The organism is Pseudomonas sp. NPDC088414, from assembly GCF_044753325.1.
Lineage (GTDB): Bacteria > Pseudomonadota > Gammaproteobacteria > Pseudomonadales > Pseudomonadaceae > Aquipseudomonas.
In genome coordinates, this window is record NZ_JBIVMY010000048.1 from 18,831 (window position 1) to 34,318 (window position 15,488).

General features: G+C 60.5%; 16 protein-coding genes. All 16 read right to left on the reverse strand.

The genetic code is table 11. The annotated features are described in order from the left end of the window. Window positions 1-2 precede the first annotated feature (2 nt). Window positions 3-1,547 carry an L-arabinose ABC transporter ATP-binding protein AraG gene (gene araG, locus ACIP8I_RS26075; protein WP_400764750.1) on the reverse strand — a complete coding sequence of 515 codons (1,545 nt, stop codon included), beginning with the start codon at window positions 1,545-1,547 and terminating at the stop codon, window positions 3-5. Window positions 1,548-1,580: 33 nt separating this feature from the next. Then, window positions 1,581-2,585 (reverse strand): substrate-binding domain-containing protein, encoded by a 1,005-nt coding sequence (locus ACIP8I_RS26080; RefSeq protein WP_400764751.1) that lies wholly within the window; start codon window positions 2,583-2,585, stop codon window positions 1,581-1,583. A gap of 278 nt (window positions 2,586-2,863) precedes the next feature. Next, on the reverse strand, window positions 2,864-3,682 hold the full coding sequence (locus tag ACIP8I_RS26085) for an SDR family oxidoreductase (protein WP_400764752.1): 819 nt from the start codon (window positions 3,680-3,682) through the stop codon (window positions 2,864-2,866). Window positions 3,683-3,952: 270 nt separating this feature from the next. Further along, window positions 3,953-4,828 carry an SMP-30/gluconolactonase/LRE family protein gene (locus tag ACIP8I_RS26090; RefSeq protein ID WP_400764754.1) on the reverse strand — a complete coding sequence of 292 codons (876 nt, stop codon included), beginning with the start codon at window positions 4,826-4,828 and terminating at the stop codon, window positions 3,953-3,955. 135 nt (window positions 4,829-4,963) lie between these two features. Beyond that, window positions 4,964-5,680, reverse strand: a complete 717-nt coding sequence (locus ACIP8I_RS26095; protein ID WP_400764755.1) for a FadR/GntR family transcriptional regulator — start codon at window positions 5,678-5,680, stop codon at window positions 4,964-4,966. A 191-nt stretch (window positions 5,681-5,871) separates the two neighbouring features. After that, window positions 5,872-6,432 carry a DUF1285 domain-containing protein gene (locus tag ACIP8I_RS26100; RefSeq protein ID WP_400764757.1) on the reverse strand — a complete coding sequence of 187 codons (561 nt, stop codon included), beginning with the start codon at window positions 6,430-6,432 and terminating at the stop codon, window positions 5,872-5,874. A gap of 15 nt (window positions 6,433-6,447) precedes the next feature. Then, window positions 6,448-7,053: a DUF4823 domain-containing protein gene (locus tag ACIP8I_RS26105; RefSeq protein ID WP_007950810.1), complete on the reverse strand. Its 606-nt coding sequence runs from the start codon at window positions 7,051-7,053 to the stop codon at window positions 6,448-6,450. Window positions 7,054-7,302: 249 nt separating this feature from the next. Next, window positions 7,303-8,271 carry a radical SAM protein gene (locus ACIP8I_RS26110; RefSeq protein WP_367085359.1) on the reverse strand — a complete coding sequence of 323 codons (969 nt, stop codon included), beginning with the start codon at window positions 8,269-8,271 and terminating at the stop codon, window positions 7,303-7,305. A gap of 137 nt (window positions 8,272-8,408) precedes the next feature. Beyond that, window positions 8,409-9,047 carry a TetR/AcrR family transcriptional regulator gene (locus ACIP8I_RS26115; protein ID WP_007950805.1) on the reverse strand — a complete coding sequence of 213 codons (639 nt, stop codon included), beginning with the start codon at window positions 9,045-9,047 and terminating at the stop codon, window positions 8,409-8,411. 467 nt (window positions 9,048-9,514) lie between these two features. After that, a complete protein-coding gene (locus tag ACIP8I_RS26120) occupies window positions 9,515-10,300 on the reverse strand; it encodes a TatD family hydrolase (protein ID WP_400764758.1) in 786 nt (261 codons plus the stop codon). A gap of 15 nt (window positions 10,301-10,315) precedes the next feature. Continuing rightward, entirely contained in the window at window positions 10,316-10,672 is a 357-nt protein-coding gene (locus ACIP8I_RS26125; protein WP_027612362.1) for a PilZ domain-containing protein, read from the reverse strand. Window positions 10,673-10,714: 42 nt separating this feature from the next. After that, window positions 10,715-11,698 carry a DNA polymerase III subunit delta' gene (locus tag ACIP8I_RS26130; protein ID WP_400764760.1) on the reverse strand — a complete coding sequence of 328 codons (984 nt, stop codon included), beginning with the start codon at window positions 11,696-11,698 and terminating at the stop codon, window positions 10,715-10,717. Continuing rightward, window positions 11,691-12,323, reverse strand: coding sequence for a dTMP kinase (gene tmk, locus ACIP8I_RS26135; RefSeq protein ID WP_007967603.1), 633 nt, complete (start codon window positions 12,321-12,323; stop codon window positions 11,691-11,693). Before tmk ends, ACIP8I_RS26130 begins: the two co-directional genes overlap by 8 nt. A gap of 19 nt (window positions 12,324-12,342) precedes the next feature. Further along, window positions 12,343-13,533, reverse strand: coding sequence for an endolytic transglycosylase MltG (mltG, locus tag ACIP8I_RS26140; protein ID WP_400764761.1), 1,191 nt, complete (start codon window positions 13,531-13,533; stop codon window positions 12,343-12,345). Between the two features lie 3 nt (window positions 13,534-13,536). Beyond that, entirely contained in the window at window positions 13,537-14,352 is an 816-nt protein-coding gene (gene pabC / locus ACIP8I_RS26145) for an aminodeoxychorismate lyase (RefSeq protein WP_367085363.1), read from the reverse strand. Then, window positions 14,352-15,488, reverse strand: a 1,137-nt coding sequence (fabF, locus tag ACIP8I_RS26150) for a beta-ketoacyl-ACP synthase II (RefSeq protein WP_400764763.1), incomplete at its 5' end; no start/stop codon positions are given. The genes pabC and fabF, both read right to left, overlap by 1 nt.

A 15,488-nucleotide genomic window follows, 5' to 3' on the forward strand; every position in this document is an offset into this window, starting at 1 on the left:
TCTCAGTTCGCCACGCCGTCAGCGCGATGGCGCGGCAAAGCCAGTTGCAGCAGGTTGGATTCATTGGCCTGGTCGCGGCTGACTTCGCCGCGCAGCGCGCCTTCGCAGAGCACCAGAATGCGGTCGGAAATGCCCATCACCTCCATCAGGTCGCTGGACACCACGATCACCGAAATTCCGTCGGCGGCCAGGTTATGGATGATCTGGTAGATCTCGGCCTTGGCCCCGATGTCGATGCCGCGAGTGGGTTCGTCGAGCAGCAGGACTTTCATCGGCATCGACAGCCAGCGACCGAGAATCGCCTTCTGCTGATTGCCGCCGGAGAGGAATTTGATCTGCTGCCCGGCGTGCGGGGTTTTGACTTTCAGCGCCTTGATCTGCTTGTCAGCGTTGCCCTTCTCCCACAGCCCGCGCAGCAGGCAGCCGAGGCTGGCATTGGCGCCGCGCGCGCTGATGTTGATGTTCTCGGCAACGCTGGCCAGCGGGATGATCCCTTCTTTTTTGCGGTCCTCGGGGCACAGCAGGATCCCGGCGGCAATCGCATCACGCGGTGAGCGCAGCTTCAGTTCATGGCCGCGCAATTCGAGGCGTCCGGCGGTGTTGCGTTCAAGCCCGCTGAGCAAGCGAAACAGCTCGGTGCGCCCGGCCCCGACCAGGCCGAACAGGCCGAGAATCTCGCCCTTGTGCGCTTCGAAACTCACCGGCTCACGCAGCCCCGGGCCGAGCAAACCGTCGACCTTCAACGCCACCGCGCCGCGTGGACGACTGCGGTAATCGTAGATGTCCTGAATGTCGCGGCCGACCATGCAGGTCACCAGTTGATCGTGGGTCAACTGGCTCATATCGTCGAAGGTGCGCACGTAACGGCCATCCTTGAACACCGTCACCGCGTCGCAAATGCGGAACACTTCTTCCATGCGATGCGAGACGTAGAGCACCACTTTGCCCTCATCGCGCAAGCGGCTGATGATCGCCATCAAACGGTCGATTTCGCGCGCCGAGAGGCTGCTGGTCGGCTCATCGAAGGCGATCACATGCGCGCCACGGGACAGCGCCTTGGCGATTTCCACCAGTTGCCGCTGACCGAGCGACAGGCGCCCGACCTTGGTTTGCGGATCGATTTCATCGGCCAGCCCCTTGAGGCAGGCCAAGGCATTCTGGCGCAGCACGCCACGATTGATCAGGCCGAAACTGGCCGGCAGATGGCCGAGAAACAGGTTCTCCGCCACGCTCATTTCCGGCACCAGATGCAGCTCCTGGTGAATCACCGCGACGCCGCTGCCGATGCTGTCGGCGGTCGACTTGAAGGCCATGGTCTGCTCGCCGATCTGCAACTCGCCGCTGCTGGGAATGTAGGCGCCGCCGAGGATTTTCAGCAGGGTCGATTTGCCGGCGCCGTTCTCGCCCATCAAGGCGTGTACCTGCCCCGGATGGGCGACGAAGCTGATGGCGTCCAGCGCCTTGACCCCGGGAAAGGTTTTGCCGATCCCGTTGAAACGCAGGCTGCCGCCGCTGCTGTTTGCATGTGTCTGTACTTGCGCGTGCATCTGAGTCACCTCTTCACACCGATCGAGCAGCCATCAATTCCACAGGCCGATTTTTTCCAGCTCTTGCTTGAAGTTCTCGCGGGTGATCAGGGTGACGTCGTCCATCGCCGTGTACTTCGGCGGCTCTTTGCCGTTGGTGACCCACTCGTACATCATCTCGGCGGTCTTGTAGCCTTCGATGTGCGGGCTTGGCAGCATCGAACCGAAGAAACCGCTGTTGGGCTTTTTCAGCTCGCCGATGGCGTCGGTGCCATTGATGCCGATACCGATCACGTTGGCCGCAGCGAACCCGGCCGCTTCGGTGGCACGCACGCCGCCCAGCACCGTGTTGTCGTTCATGCCGCCAATGATCAGGTTCTTCGCCGCACTGGGCAGCTTGACCAGCGCCGAGTTGGTCGCGTCCATGCTGCCCGGCACGTCGAGGGTTTTCAGTGCGGCGGTCAGGATGTGGTCTTTCGGCAGGCCGGCGTCTTCGAGCGCCTTCATCGAACCGTCGGTGCGCTTCTTGCCGGTGTCGAGTTCGTTGTAGGTGTTGACCACCGCGTAGGTGTCTTTCCAGTCCCAGTTGCGTTTCTTCGCTTCGGCGACCATCGCGTTGCCCTGCTTCTGGCCGACTTCGAACGCAGCCATGCCGAGGTACGGCACGTCTTCCATGAACTTGCCGTTGGCGTCGACGAAACGGTCGTCGACGGCGATCACTTTCAGATCATTGAGCTTGGCTTTGGCCATGATCGCCGGGCCGAGCGAGACGTCCGGCGGGCAGATCACGAAGCCTTTGGCGCCGTTGGCGGCGAGGCTGTCGATGGCCGAGAGAGTTTTCTCGCCGTCCGGGACGGCGATCTTGATCAGTTCGAAGCCTTTGTCCTTGGCGGCTTTCTCGGCGAAGGCCCACTCGGTCTGGAACCACGGCTCTTCAGCCTGCTTGACCAGGAAACCGATTTTCACGGCATCGGCAGCCAGCAGCGAACTGCTCAGACTGAACGCGGTGACCGCCAGGGCGGCACTGCACAGGGTACGAATCCCGAAACAACGTTTCATAAGCTGACTCCTTGTTATTTTTTTTGAGCAAATTAAACAGTTTGTGGCGAGGGAGCTTGCTCCCGCTGGGCTGCGAAGCGGCCCTAAAACCGGTTACCTCGGTTAATCAAACACACCGCGCAGCCCAAATTTACGACTGCTGCGCAGCCGAGCGGGAGCGAGCTCCCTCGACACAGGTGTGGTGGCGTGACACGTACTGCTGCAAAGCCTGTTGAAAATAGTCATATCGTATGATGATTGGATTTCACGCGGAGTTCACCGCCTGAAACCCGATCCACTCAGTCGTGGTACATCACCGAGCGACCACCATCGATGGTGATGCACGAGGCGTTGATAAACGGTGCTTCATCACTGGCCAGGAACACGGCGGTCATCGCCACTTCGAGCGGCTGGCCGATGCGTTTTGGCGGGTGCAGATCGAATGCGCGCTGACGCTCGGCGTGCGGATCGGCAAAACCGTTCCAGTAATCGACGTTGAGTTGCGTCTCGATGTAGCCCGGGGCGATGGCGTTGACCCGAACGCCCTTCGCCGCGTATTCGATGCCCAGCGCGCGGGTCAGCCCAAGCAGGCCGTGCTTGGCCACCGGGTACGGGAAGCAGCCGGGAATGATGTGGCTGGAATGGGTCGAGGCGATGTTGATGATGCTGCCGACGCCCTGCTCGATCATCTGCGGCAGCACGGCTTTGCAACCGAACCAGGCGCCGTCCAGGTCGATGGCGAAGCAACGACGCCAGTCTTCTTCGGTCATTTGCAGCGGGTCGCGGAACACGTTGACCCCGGCGCAATTGACCAGCACGTCGATGCGCCCGTGCAGCTCAACCGCCAGTCTGGCCATGGCGTGCAAGTCCTGCTGGCGCGAGACGTCAGCCTTGATCGCCTGCACGTCGTAGCCCTTGTCGCGCCAGTGGGCGGCAACCTTCTCGACCTTCTCTGCCTGAATATCGCTGATCACCAGTCTGGCCTGCTGCGAGGCGAACGTGGCAACGATCGCCTCGCCGATGCCTTGAGCGGCACCGGTCAGCAGCACCACTTTGTTTTTCAAACGCTCACCCTTCGGCGGCGCAGGCACCGGCGGCAAGGAAAGAGGTTCAGCCATGGATCAGGACTCCTGTTCGTCAGCACAAAAAAACCGGGCATCTGACGATGTCCGGTCTGGAAGACTGTGAAAACGAAACAGGCAGGCGCGGCGAGCGACGCCGGACCGTTGCGAGACGCTGACTCCGCTGAGGAGTGCGATAGAGATTCGCTGCATCACTTCACCTGTTTTGTTCTTTTTAAGTGTGAGTGCTTGTTACTGCTGGAGCCGACTATAAACCCGACCGCCAAATAATCTCAATATATAATTTTGCATCCCATATTTTGGGATTTAACCCGCAAACCGTGTGCAGAGCTTGCCCGGTACATCGACCCGCATCGACAGAACGGCGCCATCCAGCGGGTGGTTGAGCGAACTGTGGGCGCTGGTGATGTACAGGGTTTTCAGGTCTTCGCCGCCGAATACGCAACTGGTTGGCCGGCTGACAGGCAGATCGATTTTGCGCTCGACCTTGCCCTCCGGCGTCAGGCGCAGCAGGCAACTGCCGTCCCAACGGGCGTTCCAGACATAACCCTCGGCGTCGACTGCCGATCCGTCCGGTCCGCCATTCTGGTCAGGGCCATACCAGATCTCGGCGTTATCCAGATTGCCATCGGTGTGAATGAAATAGCGATTGAGCGCCCCGTCGAGGCTGTCGCCGAACAGCAGTCTGGTGCCGTCGTCGCTCCACAACAGCGTGTTGGGAATGCCGAGACCGAGCAGCAATGGCGTGACACGCTGGTCGGGATCAATGCGAAACAAGCCACCGGAACGACGCTCGATCGGCAGGTCTTCGCCGTGGTCGCCGATGTTGTTCTGCATGGTGCCGAGCCACAGCCGCCCCTGACCATCGCAGCGCGCTTCATTGGGCCGATTGCCCGGTTGCGGGTCGGCGATGCAGAACAGCGTCAGGCGTGGCTCAAGGCCCGGTGAATCGAGATCCAGACGATAGACGCCGCTGCTCAGGGTCACCAGCGCATCGCCGCTGGCACACGGGATGAATGCCGAAACGTGCTCGGGCATCTGCCAGATCTGCACGTTGTTGCCGATCAGCCGCAGCGCCTGTTTGCCGGCGATATCGACCCAGTACAGCGCCTGGGTGGGGGCGTCCCAGAACGGGCCTTCACCGAGTCTGGCGCGGTGTTGGGTTACGGCGGTCCAGCTCATGGCAACTCCTTGGGTCTTGGTGTTCTAAACGTGGGAGCGAGCTTGCTCGCGAAAGCGGAGTGTCAGTCGAAGGTGGCGTATCTGATTCGCCGCCTTCGCGAGCAAGCTCGCTCCCACAGGGGAATTCAGGCTTTGTCAGCTGGCTTTTTTGTCGGCCATCACCTGCGGGTAAAAGCGTTTGATCGCCAGGTCGGCGTTGTCAATCAAGGTCATGCAGGCCCACACCCCGCGCGCTGAATCACGGGCAGCAATGGCGTCGGCCATGTCCTTGTGAATCGGCAAGGTGCGACGCAGTTCATCGGGGTCCGCGGCGGAGACGTCAAACGACACGGCGAGCAAGGCGCCGAGGGCCGGGACCATTTGCTCGATGAACTGGTTGTGGCTGGCCGCCAGAATGCATTCGTGGAAGGACTGGTCGGCGCGGTTGTAATCGATGCCGCTGTCGACCGCCCGCTCCAACGCGTTGTAGGCCAGTTGCACCGCGTGAATCTGCTCCAGACTGGCGCGCTCGCAGGCCCAGCGCACAGCCATCGGTTCGATGGTACGGCGCAGGTCGAGCAGGTCATCAACAAAGTTTTCCGGCAGGCCGTTGCGTGAGAGCCAGCCGACGACTTGCGGATCAAACAGGTTCCAGCGCCGCACCGGCAACACGCGGGTACCGACTTTCGGCCCGACTTCGAGCATGCCTTTGGCAACCAGGGTCTTGATCGCTTCTCGGATCACGGTGCGGCTGACACCTAACTGCTCGCCCAGATCCGCCTCGACCTTGATCGCCTGCCCCGGCTTGACCTGGCCAGCGGCAATCCAGCTGCCCAGCCAATCGACCGTTGATGCATGAAAGCTGCTGGACATGGACACCTCAAAGCGGATCGCGATGGGTGTTCACGCTAATGATCATATGATTAACAGTCAATCGGGATTTTAAGGTGATTCTCAAAACCAATGTGGGAGCGAGCTTGCTCGCGAAAGCGGTGTATCAGCAACCTAAGAATCGACTGACATACCCTCTTCGCGAGCAAGCTCGCTCCCACAGTGATTTGTGTTTAAGGTTCGAGGCCGATCCGGAAGAACTCGCCGCCACTCCACACACCCAGCCAGCGCTGCCCATCGATCTCACGACTGACCGCCAGTTCCACCAGTTGGTAAAACACATTGCGGTGAATCAGCGCTTCGAGGTTGGTGCGCACATGTACGTAAGGCGCGGGTTCCTGGGTTGTCGGGTCGATCTCGACGCGGATCGGATGTGCCGATCCGGCCTCGGCGGTCTCTTCAACGTTGGTGGTGAAACGCAGGACCTGCGCCTCGCCCTCGCCTTCGACCTCAACGGCAATCGCCACGAACGGCGCATCGTCGACCTTGATCCCGACCTTCTCGACCGGGGTAATCAGGAAATAATCATCGCCGTCGCGGCGGATGATGGTGGAGAACAGCTTGACCATCGGCTTGCGCCCGATCGGCGTACCCAGGTAATACCAGGTGCCGTCGCGGGCGATGCGCATGTCGATGTCGCCGCAGAAGTCCGGGTTCCACAAGTGCACCGGCGGCAGGCCTTTGGTTTTGGGGATCTGTCCCAACAGGTCATTGGCTTTTTGCGGTCCACTCATGGCGTACTCCTTGGTTTATTGGTCGCCGACTCCCAGCAGGCTGCGCGCGTACTGCGCCAGCGGCGGGCCGATCAGGTCTTCCGGCTTGTTGTCGTGGAACGTCAGTAAACCGCCACGACTCTTGATGCGTGCAGTATCAATCAAATACTGGGTGCTGGTCTCGATCAACATGATCTGAATCACCCCGCCGTCGATGCCCAGGCGATCCACGGCTTCCTGATCGAGCCATTCGTCAGAGTTGCCGATGCGGTCGTCAGCCTTGGCGAAGCGGGTGTACAGCAGGTAGTGCGCGCCGGCATCTCGAGCTTCGCCCATCGCTTGGTCAAGACCTTCCGGGGCACGGGCGCGGCGGACCATCGGGAAGTATTCGACAAAGCCCTTGAAGGCTTCTTCAGCCACCACGTTCGGCCGTGGGTAGGAGCCACCCGGCGGTGCGAATGAACCTTGGGCGATGTAGATGAACGAGTCCGGCTGAATGCGGAAATTGTTCACCCGACGGCTGTCGCTGTGATCCAGCAGCCCCGCGTCGCTCATCTGATAGCGAGTGCCTTCGGCCATATCGCTGACAGTCATACAGCCGCCAAGCGCCAAAACGGCCAGCAGCAAAACCAGGCTACGCATCCTCATCCTCCAGAAGCCGGTGACGGAAAACCGGCGAATGGCCGTTGGATGCAGCTTTTGCGCCAGTCCTTGTAACTGCGCAGGTATCCGATTTGAAATAAGGTATTTGTGGCGAGGGAGCTTGCTCCCGCTCGGCGGCGCCGCGCTCGAAAATCCGGGATTTAGAGTAAGCCGGACGAGCTGACATGAATGGATTTCGGGTTGACTGGCAACCCAGCGGGAGCAAGCTCCCTCGCCACAAAAGCCAGTTCAGCCGCCGATGATCTTCATGACCGTCGCACCACCGGAGAACGCCACTTCCTGCTTGTCGCCCAACGCCTTGACCAGCAAACGCTGCAATGCCGGCAATGCCTGATGACGCGGCTTGTCGAGCAGATCACCGACATAGTGGCGATTGCTCGACGACAGGCAGCCATGCAGCCAGCCGGTCGACGACAGACGCAAGCGCGAACAGGTCCGGCAGAACGGCACGCTTTCGTTGGCGATCACGCCGAAATGGCCTACGCCCGGGATCGCATAGCGCACGGCCGTGGCATCCACTGGCGCATCTGCCTGGGCGTACTCGTAGCGCTCGCCGATCAGGCTCAGCAGTTGCTGCAGGCTGACGAACTGTTGCAGGAAGGCATTGGAGTCGGTGGCGAGGTGGCCCATGCGCATCAGCTCGATGAAACGCAGCTCGTAGCCACGCTCCAGGCAGTAATCGAGCAGCGGCATCACCTGATCCAGGTTCTGCCCGCGCAACGGCACCATGTTGACCTTGATCTTCAGCCCCGCCGCTTTCGCCTGCTCCATGCCATCGAGCACGGTCGCCAGATCGCCGCCACGGGCGATGCTGCGGAACGCGCCGGCATCCAGGGTATCGAGGGATACGTTGATCCGGCGCAGACCGGCGTCCACCAGCAGCGGCAGCTTCTTCGCCAGGAGTTGACCGTTGGTGGTCAGGCTGATGTCTTCCAGGCCCATCTTGCCGACGGCGCTCATGAAAGATTCGAGTTTGGGGCTGACCAGTGGCTCGCCACCGGTGATGCGCAAGCGTTCGATGCCGGCGGCTTCGATCAGATACGCCACGCCGCGCGCCATGGCCTCGGCCGACAGTTCATCCTGCGCAGCCACCAGCCGCTTGCCGTTGGGCACGCAGTAGGTACAGGCATAATTGCAGGCTGAGGTCAGGCTGATGCGCAAATTGCGAAAACGCCTGCCTTGACGGTCAACGATCATGATCACTCCGGCGATAGAATTTCGAGCCGCTAAAACTTGACTCACAAATCAAGTTTTAGCAAGCCCTATGCCTGAGTATATTCCTGCGGTACTGCGTCATGTAGCGAAATCATGGCGCAATAAGGCCGCTGAATGATTCAGCTGCTCGGGGTTTCCGGGTCGCGCTTGCGCTTGTTGCCCATGCGCACGCCAATGTCCATCAGGAACTGGAAGAAACCTTCCTGATCTTCCAGCACATTGCTCCAGAACGGCGAGTGATACAGCGCCACCGCGCCGTGCACCAGCGCCCAGGACGCGCAGTAGTGGAAGTATGGCGGCACGTCTTCGAGCTTGCCTTCGCTGATCCGGCCCTTGATGAGCAAGGTCAGGCGTTCGAAGTTCGAGGCACGGATCTTGTGCAGCTCCTCGACCATTTCCGGCACCTGATTGCCTTTTACGACCTTCTCTTCAAGACGGTCGAACAGGCGGTAGCGCTGCGGGTCGCGCATGCGGAATTCGAAGTAGGCACGGGACAGCGCTTCCTTGTCCTTGTCGACATCGGCCGAATGCAGCAGCTCGTTCAAATCACGCTCGTAATCGAGCATCAGGCGCAGATAGATCTCGGCCTTGGATTTGAAATGCTTGTAGATCGTGCCTTTGCCGATACCCACGGCATCAGCAATCATCTCGACGGTGACACTGTCTTCACCTTGTTCGAGGAACAGCTTGAGCGCGGTATCGAGAATTTCTTGCTCGCGGCGACGAAACTCACGGACCTTACGAGGTTCTTTGTGCATAAGAAAAGGTCTGTAGGGGTCAAAATTCGAAGCCGCGTATTATGCCTAACTTGCACAAAAATGCACGGATCATCCGACCATATCTGCGTTTCTTGTTCATTTTGCGAACGCCAGGGGTGCAATGAGAACTCAACTGAAGCGCCCGTATTCCAAATTTGTTTAAAAACCCCGACCGGCTAACTGGACTGAACGCCAGACTGATCAATACTTGAACTGTCGGGCGGCATCTCCCCCAAGTGCCGTGCCGGTAAAGGTACCAAGGGACCGCGTGCCTTTGTTTTACTCCTAATGGTCTTAACCCGGATTCACCCCCCAGAACCCGGGTTTTTTTTGCCTGGAATTTGGTGAAAAACCCATGTCATTACGTACATCGCACCTGTAGGAGCTGCCGAAGGCTGCGATCTTTTGATTTTGATTCTTTTAAAAAAAACATCAAAAGATCGCAGCCTGCGGCAGCTCCTACACGGTCAGCCTTTTACATGCGCCAAGGGAAACAGCCGCTTGAAGTTCTCGCTGGTCTGCTCGGCAAAACGCTCGTAGTTTTCCCCACGCAGCATCGCCAGAAACTCCGCTACCTCACGCACGTACTGCGGCAGGTTGGGTTTGCCGCGATAAGGGATCGGCGCCAGATACGGCGAGTCGGTCTCCACCAGCAAGCGATCGGCCGGCACCTTGCTCGCCACATCACGCAGGGCGTCGGCATTGCGGAAGGTGACGATGCCGGACAGGGAAATGTAATAACCCATGTCCAGTGCAGCCTTGGCCATGTCCCAGTCTTCGGTGAAGCAATGCAGCACACCGGCCTGGGGCAATGCCGCTTCTCGCAGCAACTCAAGGGTATCGGCACGGGCGCCACGGGTGTGGATGATCACTGGCTTACCGGTCTGCTGTGCGGCTTGCAGATGCAGGCGGAAAGATTCCTGCTGCAGCTCGGCGGCTTCCGGCTCGTAGTGATAATCCAGACCGGTTTCACCGATCGCCACCACTTTCGGGTGATTGAGCTCGTGCAGCAGCCAGTCCAACGCCGGCGCTGCGCCCGGTTGCACATCCAATGGATGCACACCGACCGAGCAATCGACGTCGTCATAGCGCTCGGCCAGGGCTTTGACGTCGGCAGCGTTGTCGGCACTCACGCCGATACACAGGAAGTGCCCTACCCCACGCTGGCGAGCCGCATCGAGTGCAGCATCCAGCGAGCCGTCATGGGCGGCGAGGTCTAGGCGATCAAGGTGACAATGGGAATCTACGAGCATAAAAAAGACGGCTACTTACATCGTATGAGTGGGACGGTCGGATTTCAGTGCTCCGGCCAGATGGGTTTCAATGCGACTGCGGGCGGTGTTGTCACCCTCGTTGAATTGCACGCCGACGCCGGCTGCACGGTTGCCCTGAGCGCCTTTGGGGGTGATCCAGGCGACCTTGCCGGCCACCGGAATTTTCTCCGCCTCATCCATCAGGTTCAGCAGCATGAACACCTCGTCGCCCAACTTGTAGCTCTTGTTGGTCGGGATGAACAGGCCACCGTTTTTGATGAACGGCATGTAGGCGGCGTAAAGCACCGATTTGTCCTTGATCGTCAGGGACAGGATGCCGTTACGCGGCCCGGGGCTGATGGCTTCATTCATGTTGACCTCCACTGCTGATGTTCAGAGTCTAGGTACACATTCTTATCTTTGACCAGGCAATCCCGCCCATTGCACCAACAACGCTTCCAGCAGCAGTGCCGGGTTGAGGTTGGCTTTGCTCAGGACTTTCTGCCGCTGGGCGAGAATCCAGTCCTGAATATCGAGGACTTTGCCTTGGGCGCTTTTCTGCGCCAGGTACTGCACGACTTTGCGCATATCGGTCAGACCGAGGCCGGCTTCATCCTGGGTCAATTGATAGCGCAGGATCAGGCTCGACCAGTCGCAGAACCAGTCGAACAGGCGCAGCATCGGAATGTTTTTCCACTCTTCGGCCAATTGCGTTGGCGACTGCTGCTGCTTGAGCAGCTTCTTCACCCCTTCGACCACCTGCGCCCGCTGTTCACGCACGCCCTGGGACTGCAGGCTGACCGCAGCCAGTGGCGAACCGGCCGCCAGCGTCAGCAATTCGACGCGCTCCTCTTCAGAGCACTCCGGCAGCGCCTGCGCCAGCCATTGCAGGCTCATGGCCTCGCCCGGCAGCGGACATGCCTGCTGCACGCAGCGGCTCTTGATTGTCGGCAGCAAACGGCTCGGCTGATGGCTCACCAGCAACAGCACGGTATCGCCAGACGGCTCTTCGAGGCTCTTGAGCAAAGCGTTGGCGGCGTTGATGTTCATCGACTCCACCGGCTCGATCAGCACCACCTTGCGCCCGCCCAGTTGCGCGGTCTGCACCACGAAACTGACCAGATCACGGACCTGATCGACCTTGATCGCCTTGTCGGCTTCTTCCGGCTCAAGGATGTAATTGTCCGGGTGGCTGCCGGCCTTGAGCAGCAGGCAGGATTTGCACTCGCCGCACGCCTCCGGCGTCGGACGCTGACACAGCAGGCTGGCCATCAGGCGCTCGGCCAGCGCGCGCTTGCCGATCCCGACCGGGCCGTGCAACAAGTACGCGTGGGCGTGCTGACTGCGTCCGGCCAGTTGCTGCCAGAGGCTGTCCTGCCATGGATAGGCCTCAGCCACGAATCAGCTCCAGCAAGTTCGGAATCAGAGTATCCAGCGATTGCTGAACCTTGACCAATGGCTGACCGGCGTCGATGCGCACATAGCGTGCTGGATCCGCCTCGGCGCGCTGCAGAAACGCATTGCGTACCGCTTCGAAAAACGCCCGGCCTTCCAGTTCAAACCGGTCCAGACGGCCACGGGCACTGGCGCGGGCCAGGCCGATTTCCACTGGCAGATCGAAAATCAGCGTCAGGTCAGGACGCAGGTCGCCCTGAACGAACGTCTCCAGCGCGGCAATGCGCTCCAGCGACAAACCGCGACCGCCGCCCTGATAGGCGTAAGTCGAGTCGGTAAAACGATCGCACAATACAACGGCGCCGCGAGCCAGCGCCGGGCGGATCACCTCGGCCAGATGCTGGGCGCGTGCGGCGAACACCAGCAGCAGCTCGGTGTCGGGGTTCATGACTTCATCGGCCGGGGCCAGCAGCACATCGCGGATGCGCTCGGCGAGTGGCGTACCGCCGGGCTCGCGGGTCAACACCACTTCGACACCTTCGGCGCGCAGGCGCTCGGCGAGGTATTCGCGGTTGGTGCTCTTGCCGGCGCCTTCCGGGCCTTCCAGAGTAATAAACAAGCCAGTCACAGGCAGTCCTTAATCAAAGTCATTGCGCGTTTTGCGGTGCCGCCGTCTCAGGCTCGGCAGCAGGGGCCGGGCCTGGCGCAGGATCCTGAGCTGGAACCTGTGGCAGCGCCTCAGGAGCGGTATCCGGGGAAGCAGCGGGAATCGCTTCATCGGTAGCCGGAGCGGCCGGCGCATTCGCCGGAGCCGGGCTGGAGCGGTAATCGGCGCGGCGCTTGAGCTGGAACTCGCGCACCGCGCTGTTGTGCGCATCCAGATCATCGGAGAACACATGGCTACCGTCGCCACGGGCAACAAAATACAGACTGTTGCCTTCCACCGGATTGAGCGCGGCGTGAATCGCCTCGCGGCCGACCATGGCAATCGGCGTCGGCGGCAATCCGGGAATCACATAGGTGTTGTAGGGCGTCGGCTCCTTGAGATGAGCACGGGTCAACTTGCCGGTGTAGCGATCGCCCAGGCCGTAGATCACGGTCGGGTCGGTTTGCAACTGCATGCCCAGCGCCATGCGGCGCACGAACACGCCGGCAATCTGCCCCCGCTCCTGCGGCACTCCGGTTTCCTTTTCCACCAGCGAGGCCATGATCAGCGCCTGATAAGGTTCAGTGTACGGTGCATCGGCCGAGCGGTTCTCCCACTCCTTGGCCAACACTTCATCGAGACGATCATAGGCTTTCTTCAGCAAATCGACGTCGGAGAAACCCCGCACGAAGCGATAAGTGTCCGGGAAGAAGCGCCCCTCGGGGAACAATCCGCGATGACCGATTTTCTCCATCACCTCACTGTCGCTCAAACCCTTGAGGGTCTGCTCGATCTTTTCATCTTTGGCCAGTGCGGCGCGGACCTGGTGAAAATTCCAGCCCTCGACCAGCGTCAGGCTGTACTGCACCACTTCACCACGTTTCCACAAGTCGATCAGACCGTTGACAGTCATGCCCGGCTGCATGCGGTATTCACCACTATGGATCGGCGTGCCGGCCAGGTTGAAGCGCCAGTAGATGCGCAGCCAGAAGGCGTCCTTGATGACTCCATCGGTTTCGAGTTCAAGGAAGGTACGGGTCGGCGTCGAGCCTTTCGGCACATCCAGCAGTTCTTCCTGCGTGATGTTCAGGGGCTGTTCCAGCGCCGAATGAATTTTCCAGGCGCTGGCGCCCATCAGCAGCCCTGCCAGAACCAGTCCGGTTTCCAGCAGCAGCAAGAGTTTACGTCTCACGAATCAGGCATCCAGTAGCGCGCGGGCAATGGTTTGCAGTTTACGGGTGAGCGGGCCAACCGGCCAGCTCAGTGCAGCGTAGGCGCGTACCGGCCAGACGCCATACACGCTGTTGCAGATAAAGACTTCATCAGCCCATTGCAGCTGTTCGAGGCTGATGTCGGTGATTTGGCTGGGGATGGCCAATGATTCGGCCTGAAACAATATTTCAGCACGCATCACACCGGCCACGCCGCAGCGTTTCAGATCCGGGGTGATCAATACGCCGTCGCGCACCACAAACAGGTTGCTGAACACGCCCTCGATGACCCGACCGGCCTGATCGAGCATCAAGCCCTCGGCGTGTTCGCTGTCGTGCCATTCGGCGCGGGCAAGTACTTGCTCCAGACGATTGAGATGCTTGAGCCCGGCCAGCAATGGCTGATTCGACAACCGCGTGACGCAGGGAAACAGACGCACGCCCTGCTCGCCATGCACGGCAGGATAAGCCGCAGGCGGGTTGCCTTGCAGAATGCGCCGGCCCTGCGCCGCAGGATCGGGCGCATAGCCACGCAAGCCATCACCTCGGGTGAGGATCAGCTTGAGCACGCCCTCGCCCATTGCCGCGGCATAAGCCAGCAGCTCGCTGCGAACCAGTTCGATATCGGCCGAGATGGCCAGACGCGAGCAACCTTCGGCCAAACGCGTCAAATGACGCTCCAGCAATACCGGCTGGCCGCCGTGCACGGCAATGGTCTCGAACAGACCATCGCCGTAAGCCAGGCCGCGATCTTTCAGCGACAGAGCGTCAGCCGGTTGACCGTCGACCCAGCTGTCCATCAACCGGCGAACCGGCGGAATGCCAACGTGCCGTTGGTGCCGCCAAACCCGAAGGAGTTGGACAGTACGACGTCGATATCCATGTTGCGCGCAGTGTGCGGCACGAAGTCGAGATCGCAGCCTTCATCCGGCTCGTCGAGGTTGATGGTCGGCGGGGCCACCTGGCTATTGATCGCCAGCACACTGAAGATCGCCTCGACCGCGCCCGCCGCACCCAACAGGTGACCGGTCATCGACTTGGTGGAGCTGACCGCCAGGTTGTAGGCGTGATCACCGAACACGGTCTTGATCGCGTTGGCTTCGGCAAGGTCGCCGGCCGGGGTCGAGGTACCGTGGGCGTTGATGTACTGCACCTGGTCGATATTGATCTTCGCATCGCGCAGGGCATTGGTGATGCAGCGCGCTGCACCAGCACCATCAGCGGGTGGCGACGTCATGTGGAACGCATCGCCACTGGTGCCAAAGCCGATCAGCTCGGCATAGATCGTCGCACCACGGGCCTTGGCGTGCTCAAGTTCTTCGAGTACCAATGCACCGGCACCGTCAGACAACACGAAGCCATCACGGCCCTTGTCCCACGGACGACTGGCACGGGTCGGTTCGTCGTTGCGGGTCGACAGCGCACGGGACGCGCCGAAGCCGCCCATGCCCAGACCGCACGCGGCCATCTCGGCACCGCCGGCGATCATTACGTCGGCCTCGTCGTACATGATGTTGCGCGCGGCCATGCCAATGCAGTGCGTACCGGTGGTACAGGCAGTGGAAATGGCGTAGTTCGGCCCCTGTGCACCCAGATGGATGGACAGAAAACCGGAAATCATATTGATGATCGAGCCTGGCACGAAGAAAGGCGAAATTCGACGCGGGCCCGTCTCATGCAGGGTACGGCTGGTTTCTTCGATGTTGGTCAGACCGCCGATGCCCGAGCCCATGGCCACGCCAATGCGCTCACGGTTGGCGTCGGTAACTTCCAGACCGGCGTTGCGAACAGCCTGAAAACCCGCGGCCAGACCGTACTGAATGAACAGGTCGAGCTTGCGTGCTTCCTTGACCGACAGGTATTCCTCGACATTGAAGCCCTTTACCGAGCCGCCAAAACGGGTGGAATAGGCAGAAAGGTCGGTGTGTTCGATCAG

Coding starts and splice junctions, on each gene's coding strand:
- araG (WP_400764750.1), bottom strand. CDS start 1,547: ATGCACGCGCAAGTACAGACACATGCAAACAGCAGCGGCGGCAGCCTG.
- ACIP8I_RS26080 (WP_400764751.1), bottom strand. CDS start 2,585: ATGAAACGTTGTTTCGGGATTCGTACCCTGTGCAGTGCCGCCCTGGCG.
- ACIP8I_RS26085 (WP_400764752.1), bottom strand. CDS start 3,682: ATGGCTGAACCTCTTTCCTTGCCGCCGGTGCCTGCGCCGCCGAAGGGT.
- ACIP8I_RS26090 (WP_400764754.1), bottom strand. CDS start 4,828: ATGAGCTGGACCGCCGTAACCCAACACCGCGCCAGACTCGGTGAAGGC.
- ACIP8I_RS26095 (WP_400764755.1), bottom strand. CDS start 5,680: ATGTCCAGCAGCTTTCATGCATCAACGGTCGATTGGCTGGGCAGCTGG.
- ACIP8I_RS26100 (WP_400764757.1), bottom strand. CDS start 6,432: ATGAGTGGACCGCAAAAAGCCAATGACCTGTTGGGACAGATCCCCAAA.
- ACIP8I_RS26105 (WP_007950810.1), bottom strand. CDS start 7,053: ATGCGTAGCCTGGTTTTGCTGCTGGCCGTTTTGGCGCTTGGCGGCTGT.
- ACIP8I_RS26110 (WP_367085359.1), bottom strand. CDS start 8,271: ATGATCGTTGACCGTCAAGGCAGGCGTTTTCGCAATTTGCGCATCAGC.
- ACIP8I_RS26115 (WP_007950805.1), bottom strand. CDS start 9,047: ATGCACAAAGAACCTCGTAAGGTCCGTGAGTTTCGTCGCCGCGAGCAA.
- ACIP8I_RS26120 (WP_400764758.1), bottom strand. CDS start 10,300: ATGCTCGTAGATTCCCATTGTCACCTTGATCGCCTAGACCTCGCCGCC.
- ACIP8I_RS26125 (WP_027612362.1), bottom strand. CDS start 10,672: ATGAATGAAGCCATCAGCCCCGGGCCGCGTAACGGCATCCTGTCCCTG.
- pabC (WP_367085363.1), bottom strand. CDS start 14,352: ATGGACAGCTGGGTCGACGGTCAACCGGCTGACGCTCTGTCGCTGAAA.